Here is a 25,576-nt window from a genome sequence, read left to right as displayed (position 1 = left end):
ATTTGGAAACGGCTGAAGAATTTTTCCTAATTGGCCTTTTTCCTGGCATTAAGTTCTCCTCTAGTGCCGTAAAAATGCAATCCACTCTTCTCAAATGGCTAACTTGTACAACAGATACTATGGCCATAATCAAATACGGCCCCAACCAACCCTGAAAATTCTTACTTTTGCAAGCCTTACTGGATGAAACCGATAAGTATTCTTTAAAATATGGTATTGGTCCCGTTTTCAAAGCGGGGTTTCATTTAGACAGAAATTGGCGTTATAAAAAAGGATATTTATTTTTACTGGCGATGTACTAAATTCAACAGCACGTATTCAGGGGCTTTGCAACACCTATAATGTTAATTGCCTCATATCTGGCAAACTTATGGGTATGATGCTTCCCGGAGCTGATATAGGCACAGATCTCTTGAAAAAAAAAGAACTTAGAGGGAAGAAGGAAATAATTGAATTGTTCACATTTGTATCAAATTGATATGAATGACATTGGCCGATATGTATAGGCTTTATTATAGAAAAAGTCGAAACTTGACCAAAACTGGAATTAAAAAACAGAAAGAAACACTTGGCCACAAAGTAAACTACCTCGGGGCAAGCCTCGGGGTATTATACCCTTGGGCGGTGCCAATAAAACAGATATAACTGAAGTAATGATAAATAAAAGTGTTGCTCACAACACCAAGTTGATGGTGGCCGCATATAAATGACACTCATGATCGGCTATTATTGGAATACGGGACCTAGTACATTCATTTAATGAACAAAACTAAATTGGAGATTGTAGAGAAATATAGAAATGAATATCTAATTTCCACGGACACTAAGAAATTGGATATTTTATTGATTCATGATTTTTTGACCAACGAATCTGGTTGGAGTAATGGAATCTCATTGGATAAGGTTAAAAAATCAATAGACAATTCCTTAAATTTCGGAATATATTGTGACTCGAAATTCATTGGATATGCCAGGGTTATTTCCGACTTTTCTACCATTGCATATCTAGGTGATATATTTATATTAAAAGAATATCGCGGACTTGGATTGGGCAAATGGCTTATGGAAACGATCATGGAACACAAACATTTACAAGATTTAAGACGCTGGATTTTATTGACAAGCACAGCGGAATGGCTCTATGAAAAATACGGTTTTACAAAACTGCCCAGACCAGAGATCTATATGGAAAAATACAATCCGAATGTTTACCAAAATAAAGAAAAAAACAAGACCAAAGATGTATAAGCACAAATTGCTATTATCTCAAAAACATTCGGAAAAGCTGATTTCCCCAACACTCAACTGTCCATGAGATAATGGATCATAGGAGGCTCTCGCAATTGCCTGAGTCCTAGTTTATTTGAAAATTGGTAAAAAAACCTAGCTGTCCGTTGTATTGGACCAATGTGCAAAACTGAAACCAAATTCCATGAGTAGTAAAAATATAGTATATACATTATTTACAATTGTAACAAGTTTTAATTCTTTAGCCATTGGTTGTCCCGCATTAACTTTATAACCACCTTTATACGCAACTTGTAAAACACAAACAATAATGCAAAAGTCACTTTACGATTTGACCAAGGATGATTGGAATAGACTTTTTCCAATTGAGCTGGTAGATCACAATCCGGAATGGATCGCTATTTACGAAAAGGAAAAAGAACTAATTATTGAAAAAGTTGGTAAGGACATAGTTTTAAGGGCGGAACACTTTGGGAGTTCTTCAATTCCCGGAATAAAGTCCAAACCTTATATAGACATGCTAATTGAAATACCTAAAAAACTATTATTCGACGAAAATCTAATTGAAAAATTTGCCCATTTGGGATACTCACATTTTAAAGTTCCTTCAAGGGAAAATATAGAAGAATATTCATCTTTTGGCAAAGGTTACAATCTTAATGGAGAAAAAGAGCAAATTTTTCATATACATATGTGCCCAAAGGACAATGTTATGTGGCAACAAATTGAATTTCGGGATTATCTGATTGCGGACAAAAAAAGAGCAAAGGAATACGAAAAATTAAAACTGGATTTAGCTTCAAAGTATCGAAATGACAGAGGGGCCTATGTCTTGGGAAAAGGGGAATTCATCAAAGAAACGCTAAATTTGTTAAGAGAAAAGTAATCCCATCACCCTGGGTACAATCGTGCCATATTGGCTCGTGGATCAAGAAAACAGGTTGGCGTGTTAATAATTTCTACGGCTATGCCATCATCCGAATTATTGTTACAACTAAAAATAGAAAGCAACGACGATATTAACAGAATTACCACAAATGGTTTAAGGCTATTAATTTGAATGTTCATAATTTAAATAGTGACCATTACCTTAATGGACTTTGATTGATACGCAAGGTTTAAATGGTGTTTTTATAAATTGCAAATCCATGGTTTATTACAACTTAAATAATAGATAACACCTGTATAAGGAACCGACCACCTCATTGCTTCCTGTCCATCCCGGCACGTATAGACTGCAGGATTAATTGTAAAAGCCCCTCCCACTTCCAATGACTTGGTTCCTATGGCTTTCCCATAACACTATTCTTGTATCGACAATGTCTACAGTATAAAAATACCTACCTTGTTTCCTTATATTTGTAAGAGTATGCTGTCCATAAGAGTAAACATTAATTATACGACCACTATCAATGCTTTTTAATAAGTTATATCATGAAAAACAACCATAAATTAACAGGAAAAAATATTCTTATCACGGCTGGTGCACAAGGAATTGGCGAGTCAATTACCAAACACTTTATCGATAGTGGAGCCAATGTTGCCATCCACTATTTTTCCAGTGCAGAAACTGCGAAGCAATTAACGGAATACGCCATGGGCAAAGGACTAAAAGCTGTTGCCATAGGTGGTGACCTAACCCAAGAGGCCGATGCCAATACATTGGTCCAAAAAGCAGTGGAAACGTTTGGCGGGCTGGACATATTAATCAACAACGCAGGTTCACTTGTTTCTCGTAAAATGCTGAGCGAAATGGAGGCTGGGTTCTGGCACAAGGTAATGGACATAAACCTTACTTCCATGATGTTCGTTACTAAAGCCGCATCTCCCTTTCTAGCAAAAAATAAAAATAGCAGTATCGTTAACCTGGCTTCACTCGCAGGGCGCAAAGGGGGACACCCTGGATCTCTGGCTTATTCTACCAGCAAAGGCGCTATCCTTACCTTTACGAGGGCTCTCTCTGCCGAATTGGGTCCCCAAGGCACTAGGGTCAATGCCGTTGCCCCAGGTCTTATCCTTGGCACTTCCTTTCATAACACACATACTACCAAAGAATCAGCGGCCGCAACAACCGCTGGGATTCCAATTCAACGAGCAGGTAACGCAAATGACGTTGCACGGGCGGTTCTATTCCTGGCCTCCGAATATGATGGCTTTATTAGCGGTGCTACCTTGGACATCAATGGCGGCATTTATAATATGTAGTCCGAATTTAAATTGTATGCAACCAAATGCAATCAATCGTTACAAACGCTTACCTATTGGCCAATTCATTTTGAAAAAACGAATACAATGAAAATTTGTGTTGCACAGACAAAATCTGAAATAGGGAATATCAAAGTCAATATCGAAAACCATTTGAGATGGATTACACGTGCTGTGACAGAAAAAACCGACTTAATTGTTTTTCCTGAATTATCGTTGTTGGGTTATGAACCCAAACTGGCAAAGGCTTTGGCAACCGATCAAAACGACTTGAGATTGGATGTATTTCAAGAAATGAGCAATACAAACAAAATTGCGATTGGAGTTGGTTTGCCCACACATTCAGAAGCTGGAATATTAATTAGCATGGTTATTTTTCAACCTCACCTACCACGGCAAACCTATTCCAAGCAAATATTGCATTTAGACGAAAAGAAGTATTTCATTGAAGGTAATAAACAAACTATTTTGACCCTGAAAGACGCAAAAATTGCCCTTGCCATTTGTTTCGAATCATTGCAGCCACAACATACTGCAAATGCGTATGCAATGGGAGCGACCGTTTATTTGGCAAGTGTGGCCAAATCACAGCTGGGAATCGAAAAGGCGAATGCCTATTTTCCAAAGGTGGCCCGTAAATATTCAACACCTATTTTAATGGCCAACTCTATTGGATATTGTGATGATTTCCAAAGTGCAGGACAAACGTCAATTTGGGACGCTAACGGATATCGTATTGGACAACTCAACAGCCAAAGTGAAGGATTACTGATCTATGATACAATTTCAAAATCGATCCTTCGGATATGACGTACCAAATGAAAAAAACCTATGGGGCAAATAAGTATCAAAAAGGATACGACTCAAAATGCCATAAATTTTGACTTAGCCATCTCTTTCACCTACACACTTTTAAGTATCTACAAGATTATGAATCCTTTTGAAAAGTAAAAAGTGGTATGCTAGTTTGAAATGCTGTATTTTGGGTAACACTCTTTTGAAATACCTTTTCTAAAAAGTTGGTATGGTGGGTGAACATAATCACCATGTCCGCGTCAACGTCGGTAACAAATTTATTGATGCCCAATATCACGGAGTTGATTTTTAATTCGGTCAATTTTATTTTTTGATAAGAAAAATCTTGTCTTAAATTCATTTCCTTTTGTTTTAGATCTCCCTCATAGCCTTCATTATCCTTGTCAATATGAAGAATTTGAATCCAGGAATCCAATAATTTTGCAAATGGGATAATTATATCCAGCTCTTTGTCTAGATTATAAAAATCACTGGAATATACAATGTTTTGAATACCCTTATAGCGGGCAAACTCAGGAATGGTTAAGACAGGGATGCTACTATTTTCTATGATATCGGCAGCATTACTTCCAAAGAGAATCTTTTTAAGTCCACTGGCACCCTTGGTCCCAATACATACAACATCAGCATCATTTTTCTGTGCCGTTATTTCAACATATTTCCCTATAGGCGAGCCAGAGGTAATCTCATAGCTTATTTCAATATTACGGTCATTATCTTTTTTGATAGATGCCAAAAGTTCTTTCATGTCCCTTTCTGAACTGGATTTTATAGCCTCCTGAAGTTTATGGGAACCCACTCTGGCCCTTGATGGTGCAGATGTATCTATAACGTGAAGTAAGTGTAACTTTACCTCTATATCTTTACCTAAATCAATGGCATACTTAATTGCGACATTGGATAATTCGGAAAAATCGGTTGGAATTAAAATTCTCATAGAACGTTATTTAAAATTTGTACCTTAAAATTATCCAACTATGGGCTCAAATAATATGATATTGGTCATCCCTACCAATAATCTACCCCAGACCTTGATATTCTTCAACCCATAGCAACGTAATATGAAATGTTACAATCCAATAAATGAACATTTACCATCATCTTCCCAAGCCTTTTAAAATCTATAGATTTTTTTCCTTTTCGGTGATAAAATACAACCACAAACACGCCTACACATAAATCCTAAGAAGTTCTATAAAGTGTAGTAACAATGACCCCTTTACCTCTAGGAATCCTGTGGGATACCAATTGTTTTTCTTCCTTCACCCTTAAATTAAATGGTGGGGCCGCTAGGTTTAGACCGCTTTGTTTTTTTAATCTAATTCCCTGTCCGGAAATAATATCCTTATTGGGTACAAAATCACCTTCAGGTAAATGTTCCGTTAAAACAACATATTTAAAATTATACAATTTACCCACTACACTTTGTACTTCAGCATTGGATAAATGTTGAAGCACTTGTCTCAGTATGGCACAATCCCCAGATGGCAAATCATCACGGGCGATATCCAAACAACGGAATTCCAGGTTTTCTACCTTAAATTTTTCGTTATTCCTAGCTATAAGCCCAGATACGATATCGATAGCTATGTACCTTTTGGTATGCCCTACCAAGTCCTTGCCTATATTAAAATCCCCACAACCTAGATCACAAACGGTCAAGGGTTCTTTAAACGAGCTCAAGAATGATTTTAAAACAGCTATATAAGGTTTTACAATTTCCGGATCATGGGATCCTTCTCCAGAATAGAAATCGGATTCCTTACCACCCCATAGGTTCTTTTCATAAACCTGTTCCATAGCCGCTTTAGTGGGCCAAGGCTTCTTCCTTAATTTACTTTCAATTTCCTCCTTCTTCACAAACATTCATTATTGTACTATTAACGGACCATAAGCAAACCTACTGCAATAACCCAAACCATAAAACTCATGCCCAATAAATTGAACTGCCATGAGCTATAACAATTTAGATCATTTTCTTTCTATTATTTAAAACAACAAGGGTTGCAACGTATATAACCACTATTACCAAGGGGATGACCACAAATCGCAGGTCGGGAAAAACATACCACAGAATCACAATACTCACTGTTCTTACTATGGCGTGTACAATGCCTATCCAATGCTGAATGATCCAGGAAAAAGGTAACCACATGGTTCCTGTCAATATGCCAACGGACAAGGGCAAGGAAGTATAGTCGGTCAAGAAAAAAGGAATGGCTATAGCGTAGACCAAAACGGCCTGTGCAACGGAAAAAAAGAATAAACCGTCAAAAACATTCTTAGGCTTATTCCTGTCCATAAAATTCTCACCCGTAAATTTTGAAATAAACAATGCCAAATACACAATGCTACCTGTTGCTATAAAAAGCACCCAAACCGTTACCCTATCAGAAAAAAAAATACCGGATATGGCCACCAGCAACCAAGCTATCAAACCTGAAATTGGGGTTGCCAAAAAGGGGCCTTTTGAAAATTCCCGACGTTGCTGTTCCAATGTCTCCATTACCCTAAATTACTTAATATATTCCCCGAAAATCTACTTTCCACTGGTATCACTTTTCTCTTTTTTATGTCCACTTGCCTAAAACCAAAGGACGAATGGGAGATCCCCATGGGCAGTCCCCCCTTATTCTTCCTTCCACAAAATAGGCCTCATAATTATTTTAACAAACCACCATAAAGATATTCCATGCCAACCGATTAGAACAAAGTTCCAATAATTTTTGGAATTTGTGCGAATTGCATACCCAAAAATCCAAATACGATTTAATAAAGAGCAAAAGTCAATATTCCTAAATTCCATACAAGCTGTATTATTTTTACTCAAGTGGCAATTAAATATATTGATAGGGGTCAAGAAAATAGGCCATATCTTGTGTCGAACGGATTTTTTTTCGAATTTTAAACGGAAAACTATTTCGGAATAATCCAACCTACGAATAATGTATGACCTGCTTATTGGAAATATTAGGGAATTGGTCCCCATTACCGAAGATGAATCCAAGTTGATCCAGAAATCGTTTGAACCTATAACTCTCAACAGAAAACAATATTTGCTACAAAGTGGGGAACCCTGCAATCATATGCGGTTTATTTCCCACGGATGTGTAAAACTTTATAACCTAGATGAATTGGGTGCTGAACATATTCTACAATTTGGGATAAGTGGATGGTGGATCAATGACTTGTATGCCTATCTCACCCAAAAACCTGCCACTTTCTTTATCCAAGCCATATCTGAGAGTACCGTGCTGCAAATACATAGGGACAGATTAAATGAACTCTTTGATAAAATCCATATGATGGATAGATTTTTTCGTATCAAAACACAGAACGGCTATGTAGCCCTACAGGAAAGAACGATCAATAATATGAGTCAGTCCGCTGAACAACGATACCTTGATTTTATAGTACGTTATCGAGACATTGAACAACAGATTCCACAATATATGCTGGCCTCCTACTTGGGGGTTACCCCGGAACACCTAAGCTCTATCCGGAAAAATATAAGGGGTCATTAGCCTTCTTAAGATACCTTAATGGAATACTTCCACATGGTTTTAATATTTGCACAAACAAATATTATAAACCATGAAAAGAACAAAAATTTTTATTGCAATTCTGCTCTTTTTTCAATTTTTGGCAAGAGGGCAAGATCAAGAAACAGTTGGTACAAGTCCTTGGGGACCACAGGATGAAATTGGTACCCTAAATATGATGACGGAAGCTTCTAAGCTTCAGGTACTATCCAAAATTTACATTGGAAAAACCTACGATCTAAGTGTAGATTACTTTGTTGGGATGCCCAGTTTTCATTCTTTGGGAGATCCTGGATACCAGTATTGGTTAACCCATACACCACATGGCACCATAGTGGACAATCCCAATGGCCTAGGAGCTGAAATGAACAAAAAAGTAAGTTATACCGGGGATGCCATCTCCATGTACACCCATATGGGTACACATATAGATGCCTTGAACCATTTTGGTCTTAATGGAAAAATATGGAACGGTTTTACCCCGGAAGAATACCTTGGTAATAAGGGCTGGAAGAAGACCGGAGCAGAAACCATTCCACCAATTATTGCCAGAGGTGTACTCTTGGATGTGGCGGCTGCCACAGGGCCACTTCCAAAAAACCATCACATCACCTCCCAAGACCTACAGCTCACCTTGGAAAAACAGGATATAAAGCTAAAAAAGGGAGATGTAGTTTTAATCAGAACTGGCCAAGCCAAGTTTTATGATGATGCCCCGCACTACCTAGACAACTATCCAGGTATTGGCCTGGAGGCCGTTAAGTGGTTGGTAGAAGAGCAAGAAATTATGCTCTTGGGTGCCGACAACCTTAGTTTTGAGGCATTCCCCCCGGAACGGGAAGACAATTGGGTACCTGTCCACACCTATCTACTTGCCGAAAAAGGGGTAATGTTCATTGAACAACTATTTCTGGAGGAGTTGTCCAAAGATCAGGTCTATGAATTTGCATTCATTGCAACATCTTTAAAATTGAGGGGTGCAAGTGGATCCCCAATGCGGCCAATAGCCATTCCAATAAATACAAAGAAGTAAGCCATGAACAATTTGTCACTATTAATCCTTTCGTTTTCGGTGGGTGTTTTGGTCGTAATCCAAGGTGGAATCAATGCTAGGCTCGGAATACTTTTAAACAATACTTTATTGGCCACCTCGGCAGCTTTGATCATGAGTGCGAGTTGTACAATATTTGCAGTATGTATGACCGTTCGGGATCTTCCCAGTACAGCCCAAATACAATCTATTCCCGCCTATATGTGGTTCACAGGAGGGGCTTTAAGTTTCTTGGCGGTAACACTCTTTTATTACATAATTCCCCGTATTGGCATTTCTACAGCGGTAATTTTTGGACTTAGTGGTCAAATAATTTTTGCGGCCATAGCCGGCCATTTTGGCTGGTTTGGAATGCCATTTGAACCCATGACCCTTAAAAAAATTATGGGAATGATAGTGATGACCCTGGGCATAATACTCATAAAATATTAAGGAATATGGATTTAACTGAAGACAATATAAAGAACCTAACGAGTCTTTGGAGCCTGGCAGGTAAGGCCAATGGCCGGTTCTATAGCAATGAAAATTACGCCATCAGCACGGTGGCGAAATCGGGATGGCCAAATAGGATATGGTTTCATAGCCCCCCTACTAAAAAGATGTTACAGAAAGTAAAAAATAGTAATGATATGGCTGGCATCACCATTCCCATATGGAAAAATATGGCACAGGAAAAACTATTTAATTCCCATGATTTCTATATAAAAAGTGAATTGTCCGCTATGTCCATTCAACTGAAGGATGCCACCTTTAAAGTCAGTGGACTAAATTTCGAAAAGGTGACCAACGCTAGCTCCGCTGCCCTATGGTCCCAACTTTTCCTTAAGGCTTTTGGATATTTTATAGATCCTAAAACAGTAGAACTCACCATGGAGCAAGTGGAATACTTCATAGGAAACCATAGATCCCAAGCTATCGGGACCGCTGTTCTTTATAGGGATACACCCAACACGGCCGGTATCCATTCCATAGGGGTGGCCCCCAAACATAGACGAAAGGGATATGCAGCAGATCTACTGAACCATGTCTTGTACCTGGCGAATCAGCAAGGCGCAAAATATGCCACCCTACAAGCGTCTTCCATGGCAAAAGGACTATATCTAAAAACAGGATTTCAAGAAGATTTCCTTATTCAGAATTTTGTAAAACATTAAAACAGTATACAATGAATTTAATTGATCATCTAAATTGGCGATATGCCACCAAAATGTTCGACCCCCAAAAAAAAGTAAGCAAGCAAGACTTGGAATTTCTAAAAGAAGCCATAAGGCTTTCCGTATCTTCCTACGGCCTTCAACTTTATAAAGTATTGATCATTGAAAACGATGAAATCAGGGCTGCACTTAGAAAGGCCTCTTGGGATCAATCGCAAATTACCGACGCCTCCCAACTATTCGTTTTTTGTAATTACACCCTAGATTATGACAGGCATGTAGACGATTATGTAGAACGAATTATCACTATACAGGGCAATTCTTCCAATGGGATAAAACAATACGGGGAATCCATCAAGACGAGCATCGGCAAGATGTCGGCAGAGGAACGAAAAAGCTGGTCGGAAAAGCAAACCTATCTGGCCATGAACAACCTTCTTATTGCCTGTGCAGAGCTGAAAATAGACGCCTGCCCCATGGAAGGTTTTGACAACCATGCCTACAATCAAATATTGGGATTGGATGAACAGGGACTTAATGCAGTGGTGATAGCTCCCGTAGGGTATAGATCTGTTTCCGATAAAACCCAGAATAGGTTAAAAGTAAGGAAGACCAAGGAAGAATTATTCCAAATCGCCTAACGGGATAGAATTAAAAAAAGAATGGCAAGTCCAACTCCCTTATTAAGTTGGACTTGCTTAAAACTCACTAAGAAATTATAATATGCCACACTTTGTAATTGATTGCTCGCAAAACATTTTAAACAAAAAGGCTCCTAACGAAATCATTCAGATAGTTTATAATACCGCTGAAGCATCCGGTCTTTTCGAAGAAGGGGACATCAAGGTAAGGATCAATCCCTTTGAATATTATACGATAGGTAATACCAGGGGCGACTTTATACACGTTTTCGCCAATATTATGGAAGGAAGAAGCATTCCCGAAAAAAATGATTTATCAAAAAAAATAGTTTCCGAATTGAAATCATTGCTTCCAGAAGTTCCCATTATTTCTATGAACATCCGGGATTTTGAGAAAGCCACCTACTATAATAAATCAATGGTAGGGTAAATGTGTACAGTTTATCTGGGATAATACTAATTAACCACTTTCACGCAACTTTAGCTATTATTTTCATCTAGGTGAATGAAAAGGTTAAGGTTATGGAACGATTTTTTGGTAATCCAATCCATGGAAAACCCGGAATCTCCCAACAATGAATTTAAAATAATATTAGCTAGGTACTAAAACAGGATTCGCGTTGAACACGAAATCATATTTATAGAATAGGCCGGGAATCTGTAACAATTATGCCATATCCATCACCAATAGTGGAAGGTGCAATTATACCAAGTGGGATCAAAAAGGAAATGTTTAAATGAAAAGACTATTATTTAATTATTTTAACACCTTTGATGGACTATCCAGGGAAGTTTGGTGGCTGGCACTTATTACACTTATTAACAGGGCAGGTACCATGGTTATACCTTTTCTATCCCTATATCTAACCCAAAGTTTGGATTTTAGCCTTTGGGAGGTAGGCTGGATCATGGCACTCTTTGGCATGGGGTCTGTAGTTGGTTCCTGGTTGGGGGGAGAATTAACGGACAGAATAGGCTATTATAAGGTTATGGCAATAAGCCTCTTGGCTTCAGGAATCTCCTTCATCCTACTTCAGTATATTACATCATATGTTGGTTTTTGTGTAGGGGTTTTTGTTTTAATGGCCATTGCAGATATGTTCAGACCGGCCATGTTTGTGGCATTGAGTTCATATAGCAAACCGGAAAACAGAACGCGCTCCATAACGCTGATAAGATTGGCCATAAATTTGGGGTTTTCTGCGGGACCTGCCTTGGGGGGCCTTATTATATTTGCCCTAGGTTACGGAGGATTGTTTTGGATAGATGGCCTTACCTGTTTTATTGCCGGTATGTTATTATTGAAGATTCTCAACCCCAAAAAAGCCAAGGTTATAGAGCAAGTAAAGGTGGCAAATCCGGCAGAGGCATACACGGATAAGGCTTTTATGATTCTCTTGGCCGCAATGACCTTGTTTGGGTTGGCATTCTTTCAATTGTTATCCACTCTACCCATTTTTTACAAAGATGTACATTCTTTGTCAGAAGCAGAGATCGGCCTGCTTCTGGGCTTAAATGGCTTTCTTGTTTTTATTTTTGAAATGCCATTGATCAAATGGTTGGAAAGCAGTAAAAACAGTATGTCCAAACTCATCCTCATTGGGGTGTTATTAACGGCTATGAGCTTCATTGTAATCAATTTTATTGGATGGATAGGTGCCTTAATTATTGGAATGATTCTTATATCTTTTGGAGAAATGATCGTCTTTCCATTCTCCAATTCCTTGGCCCTTAATAGATCCGTAAAAGGAAACCAAGGACAATACATGGCCTATTACTCCATTTCGTTCTCCATAGCCCACATTTTTGGACACAGCATTGGAATGAATCTAGTTGCCAATCTAGGATATAGGTATACCTGGCATATAATTACCCTAGTGGCATTGTCCAGTGCAGTATTTATTTTGCTGTTCATGCGTTCTTTAAAGAAGGAAAATAAAAATAGCACTCTTAGGAGTATTGGATAATACAGGGCTAAGGTCTACAACCGGATAAAAGAGAATTTTAAAGTATAATTACAAATGGGCTTAAGATAATCCCAAAATTATCATTACAATAAGGCGTATTGATTTTAGAAAATAACCTTGACAAAACAATCAATTGGTTTTGAAAGTTGATATAACGGATTTTGAGGAAACAGATAGGGAAAGGCTGGAACAAATTTATTTTGAAGTTAGGTCTAGCACCTTTACTTGGTTGACCAAGGAATCTATCAACAAATCGTCGTTTAATAGGGACACCGAAGGAGAATACATTTTAGTAGCGAAAGTTGGAAATGAAATTGTGGGTTTTGCCTCCGTTTGGCTTCCTGACAATTTCCTACACCATCTTTATATTATGAACCATTATCAACGTAATGGCATTGGCACCATGCTATTGGACAAGGTCATTGAAAAGGCCAATTTTGACGTTACATTAAAATGTTTGAAACTAAATAAATTAGGTGTTAATTTCTATTTAAAATCTGGATGGAAAGCCGTATCCGAAGGAATCTCAAAGGAAGGGGTGTATATTTTATTTAAGTACCATATTTCCAATTTGTAATTGATTAAAGACAGTATACCACTGTGATCATCCCTAAGGCCTGAAGTTCAAAATTGAAGCCGTAAAACAAAGCTTAAATATCTATAAAGTTGGAATCGCATAAAATGGTCTACCCACTAAAACAAGGACATATTGCATTTTTTAGATTTATGATAATTTGTATATTTATCAAGTTGTCAATAATTTAACCCTGACTTTTCGTCTAAAACAACCAAAGTTTCACATGTGGAAAAACAATTACTTTTTTCGGATTTTATTCCTAGGTTTTCTATTTATTATTATTTCCTCCTTTAATCATTCAATTCCCGTCCTTTCTGAAAGTAAGGACACACAGACACAATCGTTGGTTTTTAATACAGATGGCTTATACAACGCAGAGTTCTACGACTATATTTTTAGAGGGCATTTTGAAAATATTGATATAAAACGCGAGGACATGCCATTCCTTATGATTTTCGAACAATACCTAAGAGCTTTTGGCAGGCAATGTCCCAGCTACCTCCCAGAGGACAAGGTAGAGATTATGGAACAGGTTTGTGCCATGGAGGAGGTTTCCAAAAATATATATGGAGATGTACTTAGTAGGGTTTGTGTAGAATATAAATGGGTAGGCACCGGCCTTTTTGCCCGTCCAGATCTGTATAACGCCAAAACCGAGGTTGAAAATATCCAGAGATCCGATGCCCTTCGTACCACCATGGAAATGATCTTGGATCCAAATTCAATGGGGAATTCCGTTGATTTAATGCATCAAGCCAAAGGGCTTAAAAATGATATGCTTCAGATCTTTAAGATAAACAGCTGTAATAGTCCCGGGGTGCGAAGATTTGAAGAGAACCTAAAACTGTTTGCCTTGAACAAACCCTCGATCCGCATGGAGGCCCATAGTAAATACGCCACTATGAAAAAATCTGGAGGACCTACGGGATCACAGGATTTCAATAAGTTGATCGATGACCTTGTAACCAACCAATCCAAAACCTGGTCGTTCAATCGCTATACTCCCGGAAGTATTTCAGCTGTATCGGTGATGTCCAAAGACAGCCAAGGGAGACCTAAATCCTTAAAGGCCAATTATAGTTATTCTGGTTTTGGCAGTAGCAATCAAGGTTGGGTGAGAATTGACTTTAACAATGGTTTGCCCAATTGCATTTATTTCTTTGATTTTCCCAACAATTGTAAAACTCCCAATAGCAGTATTGTTGCCTCGTATGCACAGGGGGATTATGGAAGATAGTTTTATTCCCAAGCTTTCCAAGATATCCCTAAAATGATGAAAATGGGTTATTTTTATTTCAAATTGAAAGGAGTTCACCATCGCCTATAGCTAATGGCCCCTAAAAATTTGTCCATTCATGATAAAAAAGATATTACCTACAAAAGAACGGACCACATTACTGGAAGTTTTAAAAGACCGTTTTTATCAAAACCTGCATCGGCACAAAAGCCTTGATTGACAGGCCATAGAAAATAAACTCATTGACAACCCAGGTAAACGTTGGACACTTATAAAAATGGAAAAAACCAGTGGTGAACCAGATGTTGTGGATTTTGATGAAGCAAGTGGTGATTACGTTTATTGATTGCTCAGCTGAAAGTCCCGTAGGAATAAGAAGTGCCTGCTATGATCAAGGGGCACAAGAATCCAGAAAAAAAATTCAAGCCCGAACAAAATACCTGTGAAATGGCTGTGGGAGTCCAAATGATAACCGAGAAAGACTATAGAAAACTACAAAAACTAGGGAAATTTGATACAAAAACCTCTAACTGGATACATACTCCTACCAATATTAGACAAATTGGAGGAGCTCATTTTACCAATTATAGGTATGTCCATATATTCATTTATCATAATGGTGCAGATTCCTATTATGCCGCTAGAGGATTCCAGGGCTCATTGAGAGTTTGACCCAAACTAAATTGTATGGGCAGGAGATTATGTACATTACATCCTAATACTAAAGACGGTGGGCTGGGAGAAGATCAACATTCCCTCACTTTCCCTGCTTTCCTTTACTAAGACATACCAAACAAAAACGGCAAATAAAAAAGATAATCAGTCTCAATTATTTATAGTTTTCTTTCGTTGTCTCATTTTGAAATTAAACACCTAAGCATGCACCGAAATCCGGACAAATACGTGGTAAAATAATCCAAACATGAATAAAAAATAGAACAATAAAAAGAAACCCTATTAACAAGGCATGACTAATATACACCTCATCCCCTGCGGGTTTAATTTTTGGCCACATCAAACCAAAACTCCCTGTAACGAATAAAAAGAAAGGGACACCCGAGAAAAAAATAAGGAAGGGCAGACCAAATTGGTCTTTCAAAGCACCATAGAAAACATAACCGATTATAATCGATAGAATTATTAAAAACCAGTAAATTCTTTTAGTTGTACCATAGTTAATATTGGACATAATATTTGATTTTTGAATTATTTTATTCTAAAAGTATTTATTAATCGGTTTATTTTAAATGATAATTATCATACCACTATGAACAGAGCTTAATAGCTTGTTGACATATATAGCGGATTCCTCTAATAGAGAATGAATATCCCTTTTTACCGATAATTCAAAGTTTAAACTTATATTTCAAAAACTTAAAACCAAAACAAATGTCATTCAATAGACGTAAATTTATAAGTCAATCCTTTGCTTCAGTAGCAGGAATAGCTGGAGCAGCCATGATCCCGACCCACCTTTTTGGCCACAACTTACATAATACCTCGAGACCGGAAGAAATTAAATTACCATCCAATAAACCGTCCAAAATCAAGGAATCCATTAAATTTTCGGTTATAGGATTGAACCATGGCCATATATACGGTATGGTAGACTCCTTAATTAACGGAGGTGGAAGTTTGGTGGCCGTTTATGCCAAGGAACCTGAATTATTGCAGCAATTCATTAAACGATACCCTAAAGTAAAAATCGCAAAAAGCGAAAATGAAATTATTGAGGACAACAGAATTCAGCTCGTGGCCAGCGCTTCCATTCCTATAGAAAGGGCTCCTCTAGGAATTCGAGTAATGCAATCCGGAAAGGATTTTATGGCGGACAAACCAGGTATCCTTACCTTGGAACAGTTGAAAGAAGTAAAAAAAGTACAAAAGGAAACAAAGCGAATCTATTCAATAGTCTATAGTGAGCGCTTAGGAAATCCGGCCTCTGTAAAAGCTGCAGAACTAGTAAGCGCAGGAGCTATAGGAAAGGTTGTTCAGACAATTGGACTAGGGCCCCATCGTATGCGACCCGAAACTCGTGCCGAATGGTTTTTTGATCCTAACAAAGCAGGAGGAATTTTATGTGATATAGGTTCCCACCAGTGCGATCAATTTCTTTTTTACACCAACTCCCAACAAGCGGAAGTCAATTATTCGCAAATTGGAAATTTTAAGAATTTACATAATCCTACCTACCAGGATTTTGGGGATATGAGCGTTAGAAGTCCGCACGCTACCGGCTACATCAGGATCGACTGGTTTACACCTGACGGCCTGGGCACTTGGGGGGATGGCCGTACCTTTATTTTGGGGACGGAAGGCTATATAGAAATGAGAAAATATATAGACATTGCAGGCCGAGAAGGTGGTAATCATCTATTTTTAGTGAACCAGAAAGAAACAAAATATTACGATTGTTCCAATATCTATATGCCCTATGGCGAACAATTGGTAAACGATGTGGTGCAACGAACGGAAACCGCTATGACCCAAGACCATTGTTTCCTAGCCACTGAATTGGCTTTAATTGGACAACAACGAGCCCATAAAATAAATGTTGGATTATAGATATTTCCACTGCGTAATGGGGATTCAAATCCATTCCTTTTGGGAAAGTTGATACCAAACATGGTAATTAAGTAAAAGTGAACATAATATTTCAATTGAATAGGCTATTATTTATGTACCTCAAAAATTTAAAATAGATGATTGGAGAAACCAATATGTCCAAGTTAATAAATAACATGTCTCCCCAATTAAATAAGGGCGAGTACGTTTTTTGTACAGTGGATGATATAAGTACCGTGGATCGAAAGGATACGATAGGTGAGTTCAAGGAAAATGAAGGGACCACTATTATAATCGAAAAGATCAAGGCAGACCACTTACAGCTTCCCTACGAATACGTAGCCTCTTGGATTACCTTAAAAATTCATTCCTCTTTGGAAGCAGTTGGTTTAACTGCCGCGTTTTCCGCAGCTTTGGCCAAAAATGACATAAGCTGCAATGTCATTGCCGGATATTACCACGACCACATTTTTGTGGATACCAAAGATTCGGAAAAAGCAATGCAGGTCCTTACCGCCCTATCAAAAAGTAAATAGTACCATTGTTGCCCTATACATTCTAAAATCATAATTCATCCCAATTCCGGGTTTTACAATATATTGCCCCGATACCTATCATCCTCATTAAATTTATAAGGAGGTACCGACCTTAATTTCACAATTCAGTGCTACATTATTTTTACTATCTTGCCTGTCTAATAGCGTAAGAATATTCAACACAAAAAATACTTTACCAATGAACAAATCAAATACTATAATAGCTTTTCTAATGCTCGTTTTAACTGCGCATACACATGCACAGGAAATAAATCCGTCCGAAGTTACCAAAATCATGGAAAAAGTGGCCAACTGGCAGATAGATAATTTCCAGGGGTTGTACAGTGGACATGACAAACCACATCACCCTTTGGATTGGACCAACGGGGCCTTGTACGTCGGAATGGTAAAATGGGCGGCTATGGCCAATAATGACAAATATTATGAGTGGCTCAAAGACATTGGGCAAAAGCATGAATGGCAACTGCACAGTAGAAAATACCATGCAGATGATCATACCGTTGGGCAATTGTATATTGATCTTTACAGAAAGTATCAGGACAAGGCTATGATAGAACCCACTAAAGAACAGTTTAATTTTATAATGTACCATCCTTCGCAAAGTTCCCTTCACTGGAATACCCCTTTTCACCAGGATCGTTGGAATTGGTGTGACGCCCTTTTTATGTCCCCACCAGTCTGGGCAAAATTGTATAATGTAACCGGTGATAAAAAATACCTGGATTTCATGTTGACAGAATTCAAAGCCACCACCGATTTTCTTTTCGATAAAAAAGAAAGCCTATACTATAGGGACGAAAACTATATGGGTAAATTGGACAACGGCACTAAGATATTTTGGTCCAGGGGCAACGGTTGGGTATTTGCCGGACTCGTTAATGTAATGAACGAATTGGATCCTCAAAGCAAGGAGTACAAATATTTCCTGAATATATACAAAAAAATGGCTGCCAAACTCCTGAAAATCCAGACGCCCGAAGGGCACTGGGCTATGAGTTTATTGGGGCAGAAATTTTATCCCACTCCAGAGACCAGTGGAACCGCATTTAATGTTTACGGTCTGGCCTGGGGCATAAACCAGGGCATTTTGGATAAGAACACTTATGCCCCTTCTGTAAAGAAGGGATGGAACACCTTAATAAGCCATGTTACCCCTGAAGGCATGCTAGGTTATGTTCAGCCTATTGGTGCCGCACCTGGCAAGGCTTGGGCCGACAAGACTGAAGTTTATGGTACGGGAGCCTTTCTTAGCGCAGGAACGGAAGTTTATAAGTTATACGGTGGAAAATAAGGTTTCCTTAATTAGATCATAAAATTAATTTACGCCAAATCTTAAGGTGGTAGAAGCAAAAACTTGTTGATACGGGTTATTGAAATTGCCTTTTGTGCTATAAATTTACGTACTCAACAATGGGATGAAAAGAAGCTTGGTACAGTTTAGGAATAGCCGGTTACTCGGATTTATCAGAAAGCATGAAAAATACGCTCCCATCCTATTTTTCATTGGGGGGTTTATATTTGACACCCTTACCTTAGGACGCATAGATAGGTTATACGACCTTAGCGTACTCTGCCTGCACATGACCTCGTTGACCATTACCCTCTACCTTTACAACCTAGCCGATGATGGTAAATGGAACAATACCATACTTGATAGGTTTAAAGAATACTATCCATTGGCCATACAATTTTTCTTTGGTGGGCTCTCCAGTGCCTATGTTATTTATTTTTCACGTAGCGTATCCATGTCCAAAACGGTCTTCTTCCTGATCATACTCCTTGTACTATTATTTGCGAATGAAATTCTAAAAAAAAGAATATCCAATAAATACTTACAATTCAGTGTATATTTTTTTATCAGTTTTACTTTTTTCACCTTTATGGTGCCTGTGCTGATCAAGGAAATGAGTCCCAATATTTTTATACTTTCGGGTCTCTTAAGTTTATTCAGTACGCTGGCTCTTATCGCTATTATTTATCGTGCAAGTCCAAGTACAAGATCCGAAATACACCTGGGAAAACTCATAGGGATTGTGTTTTTCATATACATCATGATCAACACATTCTATTTTTTCAAGCTTATCCCACCGGTACCCCTAGCCCTAAGCAATGGCATAGTAGCCCATCAAGTTACAAAAGACAACAACAACTACCTTGTTACCTACGAAACGGATGATTGGTATGTGTTCTGGAGAAAGCACAGACTAAAATTTATACAGAAACCCAATGAAAATGTCTATGTGTTTTCATCCATATTTGCTCCTACCAGCTTAAAGAAAACAGTTTTTCATCGTTGGAAATGGTATAATGATGCTACCCAGGACTGGGAAATTATAGAGGATATTGGTTACGATATTACTGGAGGGCGTGATGGCGGTTATAGGGGATATACCTACAAGAACAATATAAAGGAAGGCTTGTGGAAAGTAGAGGTACTTACCCAGGAGGAATTGGTTTTGGGCATCATTGATTTTGAGGTGGTTACCAGTGTCTCCGTGCAACCGAAAAGGATAAGACAAAATATTTTTTGAGCTTCAGTGTTTTTTATATACGGTAATGATTACAAAGTATATGGGACATCCTAACATGGAAATTTTAGGGGTAATTCTCGTAAGAATATAATCCTGAAGCGTGTTTAGCCTTTATCTTTTATCAACCTGCCAAAATATCACACAAAATCACCTATTTTTTTTGTATCCTTTTTGGCCAAAGTTGGTCTCCTTAATAAACTTTAAATCTTTTAGAAATGAACAATTGTAAATGTATCCAATGCGAATGCACCAAATGTAATTGTGAGAACTGTTTGGAAAAAAATTGTCCTTGCAGTAAATGCGATTGTAGCAAATGTGAATGTTGTTAAAAAAAGGTTGGTCTTTCAAGGCCAACCTCGTATATTATACTTATGAAGATTGAAACGGCAGACATTTGGAAAAAACACTATAGCGAAATTTACTTTTTTATTTTGAAAAAAGTAAAAGATGAGGAAGCAACTAGAGAGATAATTCAGAACGCCTTCCTTAAAATCCATCAAAAAATAAACACCTTAAAGGACTCGGAAAAAGTTAGGGCATGGGTATTTACCATTGTTAGAAATGAAATTGCCAATCATTACCATCTTACCTCCAAAGCTGTGCATCATAACCCTAGGTATGAAATTTCATCCACTAACGACGGTCATCAGGAATTCTGTTGTTTTGATCGGTTTGTAACCAACTTACCCCAAGCTTACAAAGAAGCAATTCATTTGGTGTACCTACAGGGCAAAACCCAAAGGGCAGCGGCAGAAGAATTGGGAATTAGCTTGGCCAACGTTAAAGCAAGGATTAGACGTGCAAAATCACTTCTTATCCATAACTTTAATGAATGCTGTAAATTTGAAATAAATGTGGCGGGCAAACTTACAGGTGACTCCAACTGTAGTATTTGCGAATAGTCTCCTAACTTTCCGTAACCTATGTACAGGTTGAATGTTCAATATTTATTATCTTAGGGGAAGCAGAAGTTTGATCTAAGATCCATTTATTGGCACCGCCAAAGGGTATAGTACCCCGAGGCTTGCCCCGAGGTAGTTTACATTGCCGGCTAAGATAACCTAAGAATGAAGATTAAGGAACTGACCCTATACACTTCCCATATTGGGAGGCAAACTGAGTTTTACTCTCAAGTGTTGGGATTGGTAGTAGTGAAAAAATCTTCCAAAAATATTTCCTTTCAAATTGGCTATACCCTACTCCATTTTGAACTAAAAAAAACGGCTACACCTTATCATTTTGCTATCAATATCCCTGCCAATAAAGAGGAAGAAGCATTGCTATGGATCAAATCCAGACTTACCATTTTGAAAGACGGCCAAGATGACATTATCAATTTCACGGCCTGGAATGCAAGAGCCATCTACTTTTACGACCCGGACAAAAATATTGTGGAGCTTATAGCGCGTAAAAACTTAAGAAATGGATCGGAACGGAATTTTGGACCGGAACTGTTCCTGGGAATTTCGGAAATTGGAATCCCTACTAGTAATATTGAAAACGTTTTTAGTATCTTAAGGGATGCTATGGGAATTGGGATCTATGATGGAGGGTTTGGAAATTTTTGTGCCATGGGGGATGAATATGGATTATTTATATGTATTGACAAAGCCCATAGAAGATGGTTCCCTACCAATGACAAAGCCTTTCCTTCCGAGTTTGAACTAGTATTACAAGAGAAAGGAAAACAGTACCATGTGGAATTCAACAATGAATGTATAAAGGTCGTTAGACTTAATAATCCAAACACCCAGAAAAAATGATAGGCCAATGCGAAAAATAAACTATCCCCTGCTTTTAATTGTTGCCAGTACCATACTGATCTTTGTGAATTTCATCAGCTCTTGGGACAAAATGGACTTTGGTTTTTGGGGCCGGATTATATCATTGATACTGTTGATTATTGCCATGGTAATTACAATTCACGAAACCAAAAAGAATCAGGAAAAAAGAGGATATAATAAGTCGGACAAATTATAAAAATTCCAAATACATAACTACTGCTGAACACTAAAAAACAAACTGTTACCTATGAAACCCTTTGAAAAAAAAAGGAAATATCCCTAAAAATATAACTGAAATTTTATGATAATAGACGTCCACACACATATCAACAACTACCATGAAGACAGGGTAGTCTCGCTGGAAGAATGCCTAAACCTACTAACCGAAACCATGCAGGAAAATAAGGTAGATTATTCTTTGGTGTTATCCTCCTATAAGGTAAACGAACATAGGCCCAGTACCAAGAAGGTTGTGGAGGCCATTAGTGGACGGGATAATCTTGGGGTGGTTGCGGGCATCAGTTATTTGAACTACACCCATAGGGACTTAAGGGAAATAAGTGAATTTCTGGATGAGGGGCTGATAAAAGGCCTAAAACTTTACCCAGGCTATGAACCTTTCTACCCTAATGATAAAAGGCTACAAATAGTTTATGACATGGCAGTGGAATACGACATCCCGGTTATGTTTCATTCCGGGGACACTTACTCACCAACGGGAAGAATCAAATACTCCCACCCCATACACATAGATGATGTAGCCGTAGATTTTCCGGACCTTAAAATAGTCATCTGCCATGTGGGCAATCCCTGGATAAAAGATTGTATGGAGGTGGTTTACAAGAACAAAAATGTCTATAGCGATGTTTCTGGGCTGGTATTGGGCAATTTCTCATATAAATTTGAGAGGTTTATGAAAAATGAATTGGAGGAAATGATTACCTACGCCGGAAATCCACAGTATCTCTTGTATGGTACGGACTGGCCTATATCCAATATGAATTCCTATCTCAATTTTATGAAACAATTGGATCTACCTGAAGAGAAGAAAGAACTTATCCTATGGAAGAATGCTGCCGATCTTTTTAAGATCGATGTAACCAAGTTGTAAAACCTTGCTTCAATTTATTAAAATTCAGTAGGGGTACCTCCTATTTATTTCTGTACACATGTATTTGTACAATTCCAGGCTCAAAGCTTTGATACTTCCTCTTCAGCTTTTTGCACTTGGGCATTGGAAGCCTAATGACGACAAAGTAGATATTGCCAATGTAGTGCCATGAAGCTTCCTGGAATAAACATATCCACATCCATTGAACAATAGTTGTTTATAGGTTTGTCTTAAAATGCTATTGAAACGTCCAAGCGGCAGTATAGCAGAAACGGAAGAACTTGGAGTTTAAAAATTCTAGGGGCTGCCAAAGTTCGGGTTATCCATTTTTGGGTACAGGTCAGTTCCCAACAAAATAAGCCTGTAATGCACACTAGTTGTTAAATAGCCCCGTCAATTTTTTTATATTTCACTAAAAATGAGTACCTTAGAATAGGCATCATTAATATTACAATTATGGCGACCATTAAATCTTTAAACAAATGGGCCAATGCTCATACTTATTATCCCTTGGATTTATTAAGGGTTGCATTGGGTGTTTTTCTATTTTTGAAAGGGGTGGATTTTATGTCCAATCATCAACAAATGGCAGAAATAATTAAACCCTTCCAAGACATTTCGGGAGGTATGTTGATTATGCATTATGTGGCACCGGCACATTTTGTAGGTGGTTTTTTATTGGTAATAGGTTTACTGACCCGTTGGGCGGTATTGGCACAATTACCGATTCTTTTAGGTGCGGTAGTGGTAAATTTTTTAGGGGAAATGAATACAAGAAACCTAGTCTTGGCCTCCATTACTTTGTTGGTATGTGTATTCTTTCTGTTTTATGGTTCTGGTAAACATTCCACTGATTATTATTTAAAAATGCAGAAATAAGATAATTTACCCCGTAATTAAATTATATTTAAGATCTAATTTTTTACGGTTCCGCCTTATCATGCCAAATACTATCAGAGGTCCTAAATTCAAAAAACCCAATTGTAAACATTGGATTTTTTGGGGAATGGTCTTGTTCCTTTTTTCATGCAAGAACGGCCAATTTTCCAAATCTACAAATGATGACATAACCAAAGAGAACACTATTATCTCCTTTACAGCAATTGGCGATGTTCCCTACGATGAAAAACAGCGTGATGGATTGATCGATATTATTTCCAAACACAATAACATGGATCCTTCCGAATTTGTTGTTCATGTTGGAGACATAAAACCAGGTGCCCTGGAATGCGACGAAAATGTATATCAGGAAGTTTCCAGTATACTAAAGACCTTTGAGGCACCCACCTTTATCGTCTTGGGAGACAATGAATATAACGACTGTACGGATCCACAACAAGGATTGAAATACTGGAATAAGTACTTCCTTCATTTTAATGAAAATTGGCGTTTTGAGCCAACGGTAACCTATCAGTCCGGACGTAAGGAAAATTTTAGTTGGGAATCGGGGAAGGTTTTGTTTGTTGGTCTTAACCTGGTAGGAAGCAAAGTACATGATTCCTTGGAATGGAAAAACCGACTGACCCAAAATGGTCTATGGATCAAAAAACTTGTGGCAGAAAAAAAATCCAAGGTGTCTGCCATGGTGGTCTTTGGCCATGCAAATATGGTGGAAGGTGGTCCCGATAAGTTTAAAACCTTTACGGATCTGTTTCGATCTGCCGCAGATACATTTAACAAACCGGTTCTAATGGTTCAGGGCGATGGCCATTTTTGGATAAAGGATAAGCCTTGGAAGGAACAAAATATTACCCGCTTACAAATAGATGGACGTGATACGGCTGTAAAAATTACGGTAAATACCGATCTTGATTACCCCTTTTCATTCGATAGGCATTTTTTGGATTGAACCTCCTAAAAACAATAATCATCCCCAAGATGGAAAGTACTTTGGACATCACATGTCAAAAGAATCCATACCGGGGATGATCTGTAAAATCTAAAATCCATTCATAGACTATGGCCCCGTATTAAGAGAGCCATAATCCTGTGGATTAAATTTCCTCGGCCAACCAAGCTTTCATCATCCAGACAGTTTTTTCTTGCTGGGTAATAAACTCGCTCATCATAGAATTGGTACCTTCATCCGAAGCTTCGTCCGAGGCATCCAAGATATTCCTTTCTATTACAAGTAACTGGGACAATGAATCAACAATAAGTCTTATAGCATCCTCATCCTTCGTTATGTTTTTACCAACAGGTACCTTTGAACTACTAATATAATCTTCAAAGGTGTGTAAAGGAACACCTCCCAACGTAAGTATACGTTCCGCAATTTCATCTACCTTGGTGTTGGCATCGGTATACAATTCTTCAAATTTGATATGGAGGTCAAAAAATCGCTTCCCTTTTATATTCCAATGAATTCCCCTAAGGTTCTGATAATAGCGTTGGAAATTGGCCAATAACTGATTTAAATCCTTACTTATCGATTTTGATTTGGTAACATCCAAACCTATACTGTTTAATTGCATAATATATCTTTTTTGTTATACCACTAAATTACAAAAAAACCCCTCCTGATGCAGCTTTAATTTATTGATAGTTATTATAAGTGTATAGTAATATACGATAGGAAAAAAGTAAGGTT

29 protein-coding genes and 1 pseudogene are annotated in these 25,576 nt (G+C 37.9%); 25 read left to right on the top strand and 5 right to left on the bottom strand.

Features of this window, described 5'->3' with window-relative positions:
- The first annotated feature begins 759 nt into the window (after nt 1-759).
- From C7972_RS14380 to C7972_RS14365, 4 genes are all read left to right on the top strand, one after another.
- Nucleotides 760-1,248 carry a GNAT family N-acetyltransferase gene (locus C7972_RS14380; RefSeq protein ID WP_258364870.1) on the top strand — a complete coding sequence of 163 codons (489 nt, stop codon included), beginning with the start codon at nt 760-762 and terminating at the stop codon, nt 1,246-1,248.
- Nucleotides 1,249-1,558: 310 nt separating this feature from the next.
- Nucleotides 1,559-2,134 (top strand): GrpB family protein, encoded by a 576-nt coding sequence (locus C7972_RS14375; RefSeq protein WP_110356870.1) that lies wholly within the window; start codon nt 1,559-1,561, stop codon nt 2,132-2,134.
- Nucleotides 2,135-2,682: 548 nt separating this feature from the next.
- Nucleotides 2,683-3,453, top strand: a complete 771-nt coding sequence (locus tag C7972_RS14370) for an SDR family NAD(P)-dependent oxidoreductase (RefSeq protein ID WP_110356869.1) — start codon at nt 2,683-2,685, stop codon at nt 3,451-3,453.
- Nucleotides 3,454-3,540: 87 nt separating this feature from the next.
- Nucleotides 3,541-4,263, top strand: a complete 723-nt coding sequence (locus tag C7972_RS14365) for a carbon-nitrogen hydrolase family protein (protein ID WP_110356868.1) — start codon at nt 3,541-3,543, stop codon at nt 4,261-4,263.
- A 118-nt stretch (nt 4,264-4,381) separates the two neighbouring features.
- Here C7972_RS14365 and C7972_RS14360 read toward each other — a convergent pair whose 3' ends face one another.
- From C7972_RS14360 to C7972_RS14350, 3 genes are all read right to left on the bottom strand, one after another.
- Nucleotides 4,382-5,206 carry a universal stress protein gene (locus C7972_RS14360; protein ID WP_110356867.1) on the bottom strand — a complete coding sequence of 275 codons (825 nt, stop codon included), beginning with the start codon at nt 5,204-5,206 and terminating at the stop codon, nt 4,382-4,384.
- Nucleotides 5,207-5,451: 245 nt separating this feature from the next.
- Complete coding sequence (locus tag C7972_RS14355; RefSeq protein ID WP_375334787.1) at nt 5,452-6,069, bottom strand: class I SAM-dependent methyltransferase; 618 nt, start codon at nt 6,067-6,069, stop codon at nt 5,452-5,454.
- A gap of 166 nt (nt 6,070-6,235) precedes the next feature.
- Complete coding sequence (locus C7972_RS14350; protein ID WP_110356866.1) at nt 6,236-6,775, bottom strand: DUF7010 family protein; 540 nt, start codon at nt 6,773-6,775, stop codon at nt 6,236-6,238.
- A 439-nt stretch (nt 6,776-7,214) separates the two neighbouring features.
- On the opposite strand from C7972_RS14350, the gene C7972_RS14340 reads away from it, so the two are divergent.
- The 11 genes and pseudogenes from C7972_RS14340 (at nt 7,215) to C7972_RS24320 (ending at nt 15,110) form a co-directional block, all read left to right on the top strand.
- Nucleotides 7,215-7,793 (top strand): Crp/Fnr family transcriptional regulator, encoded by a 579-nt coding sequence (locus C7972_RS14340; protein ID WP_110356864.1) that lies wholly within the window; start codon nt 7,215-7,217, stop codon nt 7,791-7,793.
- A 70-nt stretch (nt 7,794-7,863) separates the two neighbouring features.
- The gene (locus C7972_RS14335) at nt 7,864-8,844 is read left to right on the top strand and encodes a cyclase family protein (protein WP_110356863.1); all 981 of its coding nucleotides are present in this window, start codon (nt 7,864-7,866) and stop codon (nt 8,842-8,844) included.
- Between the two features lie 3 nt (nt 8,845-8,847).
- Nucleotides 8,848-9,294: a DMT family transporter gene (locus C7972_RS14330; protein WP_110356862.1), complete on the top strand. Its 447-nt coding sequence runs from the start codon at nt 8,848-8,850 to the stop codon at nt 9,292-9,294.
- 5 nt (nt 9,295-9,299) lie between these two features.
- Nucleotides 9,300-10,016 (top strand): GNAT family N-acetyltransferase, encoded by a 717-nt coding sequence (locus C7972_RS14325; protein ID WP_110356861.1) that lies wholly within the window; start codon nt 9,300-9,302, stop codon nt 10,014-10,016.
- A gap of 11 nt (nt 10,017-10,027) precedes the next feature.
- On the top strand, nt 10,028-10,657 hold the full coding sequence (locus C7972_RS14320) for an NAD(P)H-dependent oxidoreductase (RefSeq protein WP_110356860.1): 630 nt from the start codon (nt 10,028-10,030) through the stop codon (nt 10,655-10,657).
- A gap of 82 nt (nt 10,658-10,739) precedes the next feature.
- Nucleotides 10,740-11,087: a 5-carboxymethyl-2-hydroxymuconate Delta-isomerase gene (locus C7972_RS14315; protein WP_110356859.1), complete on the top strand. Its 348-nt coding sequence runs from the start codon at nt 10,740-10,742 to the stop codon at nt 11,085-11,087.
- Between the two features lie 307 nt (nt 11,088-11,394).
- Nucleotides 11,395-12,624, top strand: a complete 1,230-nt coding sequence (locus C7972_RS14310; RefSeq protein ID WP_110356858.1) for an MFS transporter — start codon at nt 11,395-11,397, stop codon at nt 12,622-12,624.
- 139 nt (nt 12,625-12,763) lie between these two features.
- Nucleotides 12,764-13,201 (top strand): GNAT family N-acetyltransferase, encoded by a 438-nt coding sequence (locus C7972_RS14305; protein WP_181422899.1) that lies wholly within the window; start codon nt 12,764-12,766, stop codon nt 13,199-13,201.
- Nucleotides 13,202-13,424: 223 nt separating this feature from the next.
- Nucleotides 13,425-14,438 carry a hypothetical protein gene (locus C7972_RS14300; protein WP_110356856.1) on the top strand — a complete coding sequence of 338 codons (1,014 nt, stop codon included), beginning with the start codon at nt 13,425-13,427 and terminating at the stop codon, nt 14,436-14,438.
- Between the two features lie 277 nt (nt 14,439-14,715).
- Nucleotides 14,716-14,884 (top strand): annotated as a pseudogene (locus C7972_RS24325) (DUF4256 domain-containing protein).
- Entirely contained in the window at nt 14,826-15,110 is a 285-nt protein-coding gene (locus tag C7972_RS24320) for a DUF4256 domain-containing protein (protein WP_309148927.1), read from the top strand. Before C7972_RS24325 ends, C7972_RS24320 begins: the two are co-directional and overlap by 59 nt.
- Before the next feature lie 193 nt (nt 15,111-15,303).
- Here C7972_RS24320 and C7972_RS14290 read toward each other — a convergent pair whose 3' ends face one another.
- Entirely contained in the window at nt 15,304-15,627 is a 324-nt protein-coding gene (locus C7972_RS14290; RefSeq protein WP_110356855.1) for a hypothetical protein, read from the bottom strand.
- Nucleotides 15,628-15,827: 200 nt separating this feature from the next.
- Between C7972_RS14290 and C7972_RS14285 the strand changes: the two genes are divergently transcribed.
- The 10 genes from C7972_RS14285 to C7972_RS14240 all read left to right on the top strand — a co-directional run bounded on the left by C7972_RS14285 (nt 15,828) and on the right by C7972_RS14240 (nt 24,835).
- Nucleotides 15,828-17,003, top strand: a complete 1,176-nt coding sequence (locus C7972_RS14285; protein ID WP_110356854.1) for a Gfo/Idh/MocA family protein — start codon at nt 15,828-15,830, stop codon at nt 17,001-17,003.
- Between the two features lie 137 nt (nt 17,004-17,140).
- On the top strand, nt 17,141-17,539 hold the full coding sequence (locus C7972_RS14280) for an ACT domain-containing protein (RefSeq protein ID WP_110356853.1): 399 nt from the start codon (nt 17,141-17,143) through the stop codon (nt 17,537-17,539).
- A gap of 199 nt (nt 17,540-17,738) precedes the next feature.
- Nucleotides 17,739-18,851, top strand: coding sequence for a glycoside hydrolase family 105 protein (locus tag C7972_RS14275; protein ID WP_110356852.1), 1,113 nt, complete (start codon nt 17,739-17,741; stop codon nt 18,849-18,851).
- A 124-nt stretch (nt 18,852-18,975) separates the two neighbouring features.
- Nucleotides 18,976-20,091 carry a DUF2914 domain-containing protein gene (locus C7972_RS14270; protein ID WP_110356851.1) on the top strand — a complete coding sequence of 372 codons (1,116 nt, stop codon included), beginning with the start codon at nt 18,976-18,978 and terminating at the stop codon, nt 20,089-20,091.
- Between the two features lie 371 nt (nt 20,092-20,462).
- Nucleotides 20,463-20,993 carry a sigma-70 family RNA polymerase sigma factor gene (locus C7972_RS14265; protein ID WP_181422898.1) on the top strand — a complete coding sequence of 177 codons (531 nt, stop codon included), beginning with the start codon at nt 20,463-20,465 and terminating at the stop codon, nt 20,991-20,993.
- 165 nt (nt 20,994-21,158) lie between these two features.
- Nucleotides 21,159-21,854, top strand: a complete 696-nt coding sequence (locus tag C7972_RS14260) for a VOC family protein (RefSeq protein WP_110356850.1) — start codon at nt 21,159-21,161, stop codon at nt 21,852-21,854.
- A gap of 7 nt (nt 21,855-21,861) precedes the next feature.
- Nucleotides 21,862-22,071, top strand: coding sequence for a hypothetical protein (locus C7972_RS14255; protein ID WP_110356849.1), 210 nt, complete (start codon nt 21,862-21,864; stop codon nt 22,069-22,071).
- 105 nt (nt 22,072-22,176) lie between these two features.
- Nucleotides 22,177-22,986, top strand: coding sequence for an amidohydrolase family protein (locus tag C7972_RS14250; RefSeq protein WP_110356848.1), 810 nt, complete (start codon nt 22,177-22,179; stop codon nt 22,984-22,986).
- A 456-nt stretch (nt 22,987-23,442) separates the two neighbouring features.
- Complete coding sequence (locus C7972_RS14245; RefSeq protein ID WP_110356847.1) at nt 23,443-23,865, top strand: DoxX family protein; 423 nt, start codon at nt 23,443-23,445, stop codon at nt 23,863-23,865.
- Nucleotides 23,866-23,926: 61 nt separating this feature from the next.
- Entirely contained in the window at nt 23,927-24,835 is a 909-nt protein-coding gene (locus C7972_RS14240) for a metallophosphoesterase (RefSeq protein ID WP_110356846.1), read from the top strand.
- 145 nt (nt 24,836-24,980) lie between these two features.
- On the opposite strand, the gene C7972_RS14235 is transcribed toward C7972_RS14240, so the two are convergent.
- Complete coding sequence (locus tag C7972_RS14235) at nt 24,981-25,460, bottom strand: Dps family protein (protein WP_110356845.1); 480 nt, start codon at nt 25,458-25,460, stop codon at nt 24,981-24,983.
- Nucleotides 25,461-25,576: the final 116 nt, after the last annotated feature.

Origin of the sequence: Arenibacter sp. ARW7G5Y1 (genome assembly GCF_003201775.1) — a bacterium.
Classification (GTDB): domain Bacteria; phylum Bacteroidota; class Bacteroidia; order Flavobacteriales; family Flavobacteriaceae; genus Arenibacter.
Note: the sequence above shows the minus strand (reverse complement) of the source record. Positions and strands in the feature narration are given on the sequence as shown.

What these genes read in the sequence shown, in the direction of transcription:
- C7972_RS14380 (WP_258364870.1), top strand. Translation starts at nt 760, where the DNA reads ATGAACAAAACTAAATTGGAGATTGTAGAGAAATATAGAAATGAATAT.
- C7972_RS14375 (WP_110356870.1), top strand. Translation starts at nt 1,559, where the DNA reads ATGCAAAAGTCACTTTACGATTTGACCAAGGATGATTGGAATAGACTT.
- C7972_RS14370 (WP_110356869.1), top strand. Translation starts at nt 2,683, where the DNA reads ATGAAAAACAACCATAAATTAACAGGAAAAAATATTCTTATCACGGCT.
- C7972_RS14365 (WP_110356868.1), top strand. Translation starts at nt 3,541, where the DNA reads ATGAAAATTTGTGTTGCACAGACAAAATCTGAAATAGGGAATATCAAA.
- C7972_RS14360 (WP_110356867.1), bottom strand. Translation starts at nt 5,206, where the DNA reads ATGAGAATTTTAATTCCAACCGATTTTTCCGAATTATCCAATGTCGCA.
- C7972_RS14355 (WP_375334787.1), bottom strand. Translation starts at nt 6,069, where the DNA reads ATGGAACAGGTTTATGAAAAGAACCTATGGGGTGGTAAGGAATCCGAT.
- C7972_RS14350 (WP_110356866.1), bottom strand. Translation starts at nt 6,775, where the DNA reads ATGGAGACATTGGAACAGCAACGTCGGGAATTTTCAAAAGGCCCCTTT.
- C7972_RS14340 (WP_110356864.1), top strand. Translation starts at nt 7,215, where the DNA reads ATGTATGACCTGCTTATTGGAAATATTAGGGAATTGGTCCCCATTACC.
- C7972_RS14335 (WP_110356863.1), top strand. Translation starts at nt 7,864, where the DNA reads ATGAAAAGAACAAAAATTTTTATTGCAATTCTGCTCTTTTTTCAATTT.
- C7972_RS14330 (WP_110356862.1), top strand. Translation starts at nt 8,848, where the DNA reads ATGAACAATTTGTCACTATTAATCCTTTCGTTTTCGGTGGGTGTTTTG.
- C7972_RS14325 (WP_110356861.1), top strand. Translation starts at nt 9,300, where the DNA reads ATGGATTTAACTGAAGACAATATAAAGAACCTAACGAGTCTTTGGAGC.
- C7972_RS14320 (WP_110356860.1), top strand. Translation starts at nt 10,028, where the DNA reads ATGAATTTAATTGATCATCTAAATTGGCGATATGCCACCAAAATGTTC.
- C7972_RS14315 (WP_110356859.1), top strand. Translation starts at nt 10,740, where the DNA reads ATGCCACACTTTGTAATTGATTGCTCGCAAAACATTTTAAACAAAAAG.
- C7972_RS14310 (WP_110356858.1), top strand. Translation starts at nt 11,395, where the DNA reads ATGAAAAGACTATTATTTAATTATTTTAACACCTTTGATGGACTATCC.
- C7972_RS14300 (WP_110356856.1), top strand. Translation starts at nt 13,425, where the DNA reads ATGTGGAAAAACAATTACTTTTTTCGGATTTTATTCCTAGGTTTTCTA.
- C7972_RS24320 (WP_309148927.1), top strand. Translation starts at nt 14,826, where the DNA reads ATGATCAAGGGGCACAAGAATCCAGAAAAAAAATTCAAGCCCGAACAA.
- C7972_RS14290 (WP_110356855.1), bottom strand. Translation starts at nt 15,627, where the DNA reads ATGTCCAATATTAACTATGGTACAACTAAAAGAATTTACTGGTTTTTA.
- C7972_RS14285 (WP_110356854.1), top strand. Translation starts at nt 15,828, where the DNA reads ATGTCATTCAATAGACGTAAATTTATAAGTCAATCCTTTGCTTCAGTA.
- C7972_RS14280 (WP_110356853.1), top strand. Translation starts at nt 17,141, where the DNA reads ATGATTGGAGAAACCAATATGTCCAAGTTAATAAATAACATGTCTCCC.
- C7972_RS14275 (WP_110356852.1), top strand. Translation starts at nt 17,739, where the DNA reads ATGAACAAATCAAATACTATAATAGCTTTTCTAATGCTCGTTTTAACT.
- C7972_RS14270 (WP_110356851.1), top strand. Translation starts at nt 18,976, where the DNA reads ATGAAAAGAAGCTTGGTACAGTTTAGGAATAGCCGGTTACTCGGATTT.
- C7972_RS14265 (WP_181422898.1), top strand. Translation starts at nt 20,463, where the DNA reads ATGAAGATTGAAACGGCAGACATTTGGAAAAAACACTATAGCGAAATT.
- C7972_RS14260 (WP_110356850.1), top strand. Translation starts at nt 21,159, where the DNA reads ATGAAGATTAAGGAACTGACCCTATACACTTCCCATATTGGGAGGCAA.
- C7972_RS14255 (WP_110356849.1), top strand. Translation starts at nt 21,862, where the DNA reads ATGCGAAAAATAAACTATCCCCTGCTTTTAATTGTTGCCAGTACCATA.
- C7972_RS14250 (WP_110356848.1), top strand. Translation starts at nt 22,177, where the DNA reads ATGATAATAGACGTCCACACACATATCAACAACTACCATGAAGACAGG.
- C7972_RS14245 (WP_110356847.1), top strand. Translation starts at nt 23,443, where the DNA reads ATGGCGACCATTAAATCTTTAAACAAATGGGCCAATGCTCATACTTAT.
- C7972_RS14240 (WP_110356846.1), top strand. Translation starts at nt 23,927, where the DNA reads ATGCCAAATACTATCAGAGGTCCTAAATTCAAAAAACCCAATTGTAAA.
- C7972_RS14235 (WP_110356845.1), bottom strand. Translation starts at nt 25,460, where the DNA reads ATGCAATTAAACAGTATAGGTTTGGATGTTACCAAATCAAAATCGATA.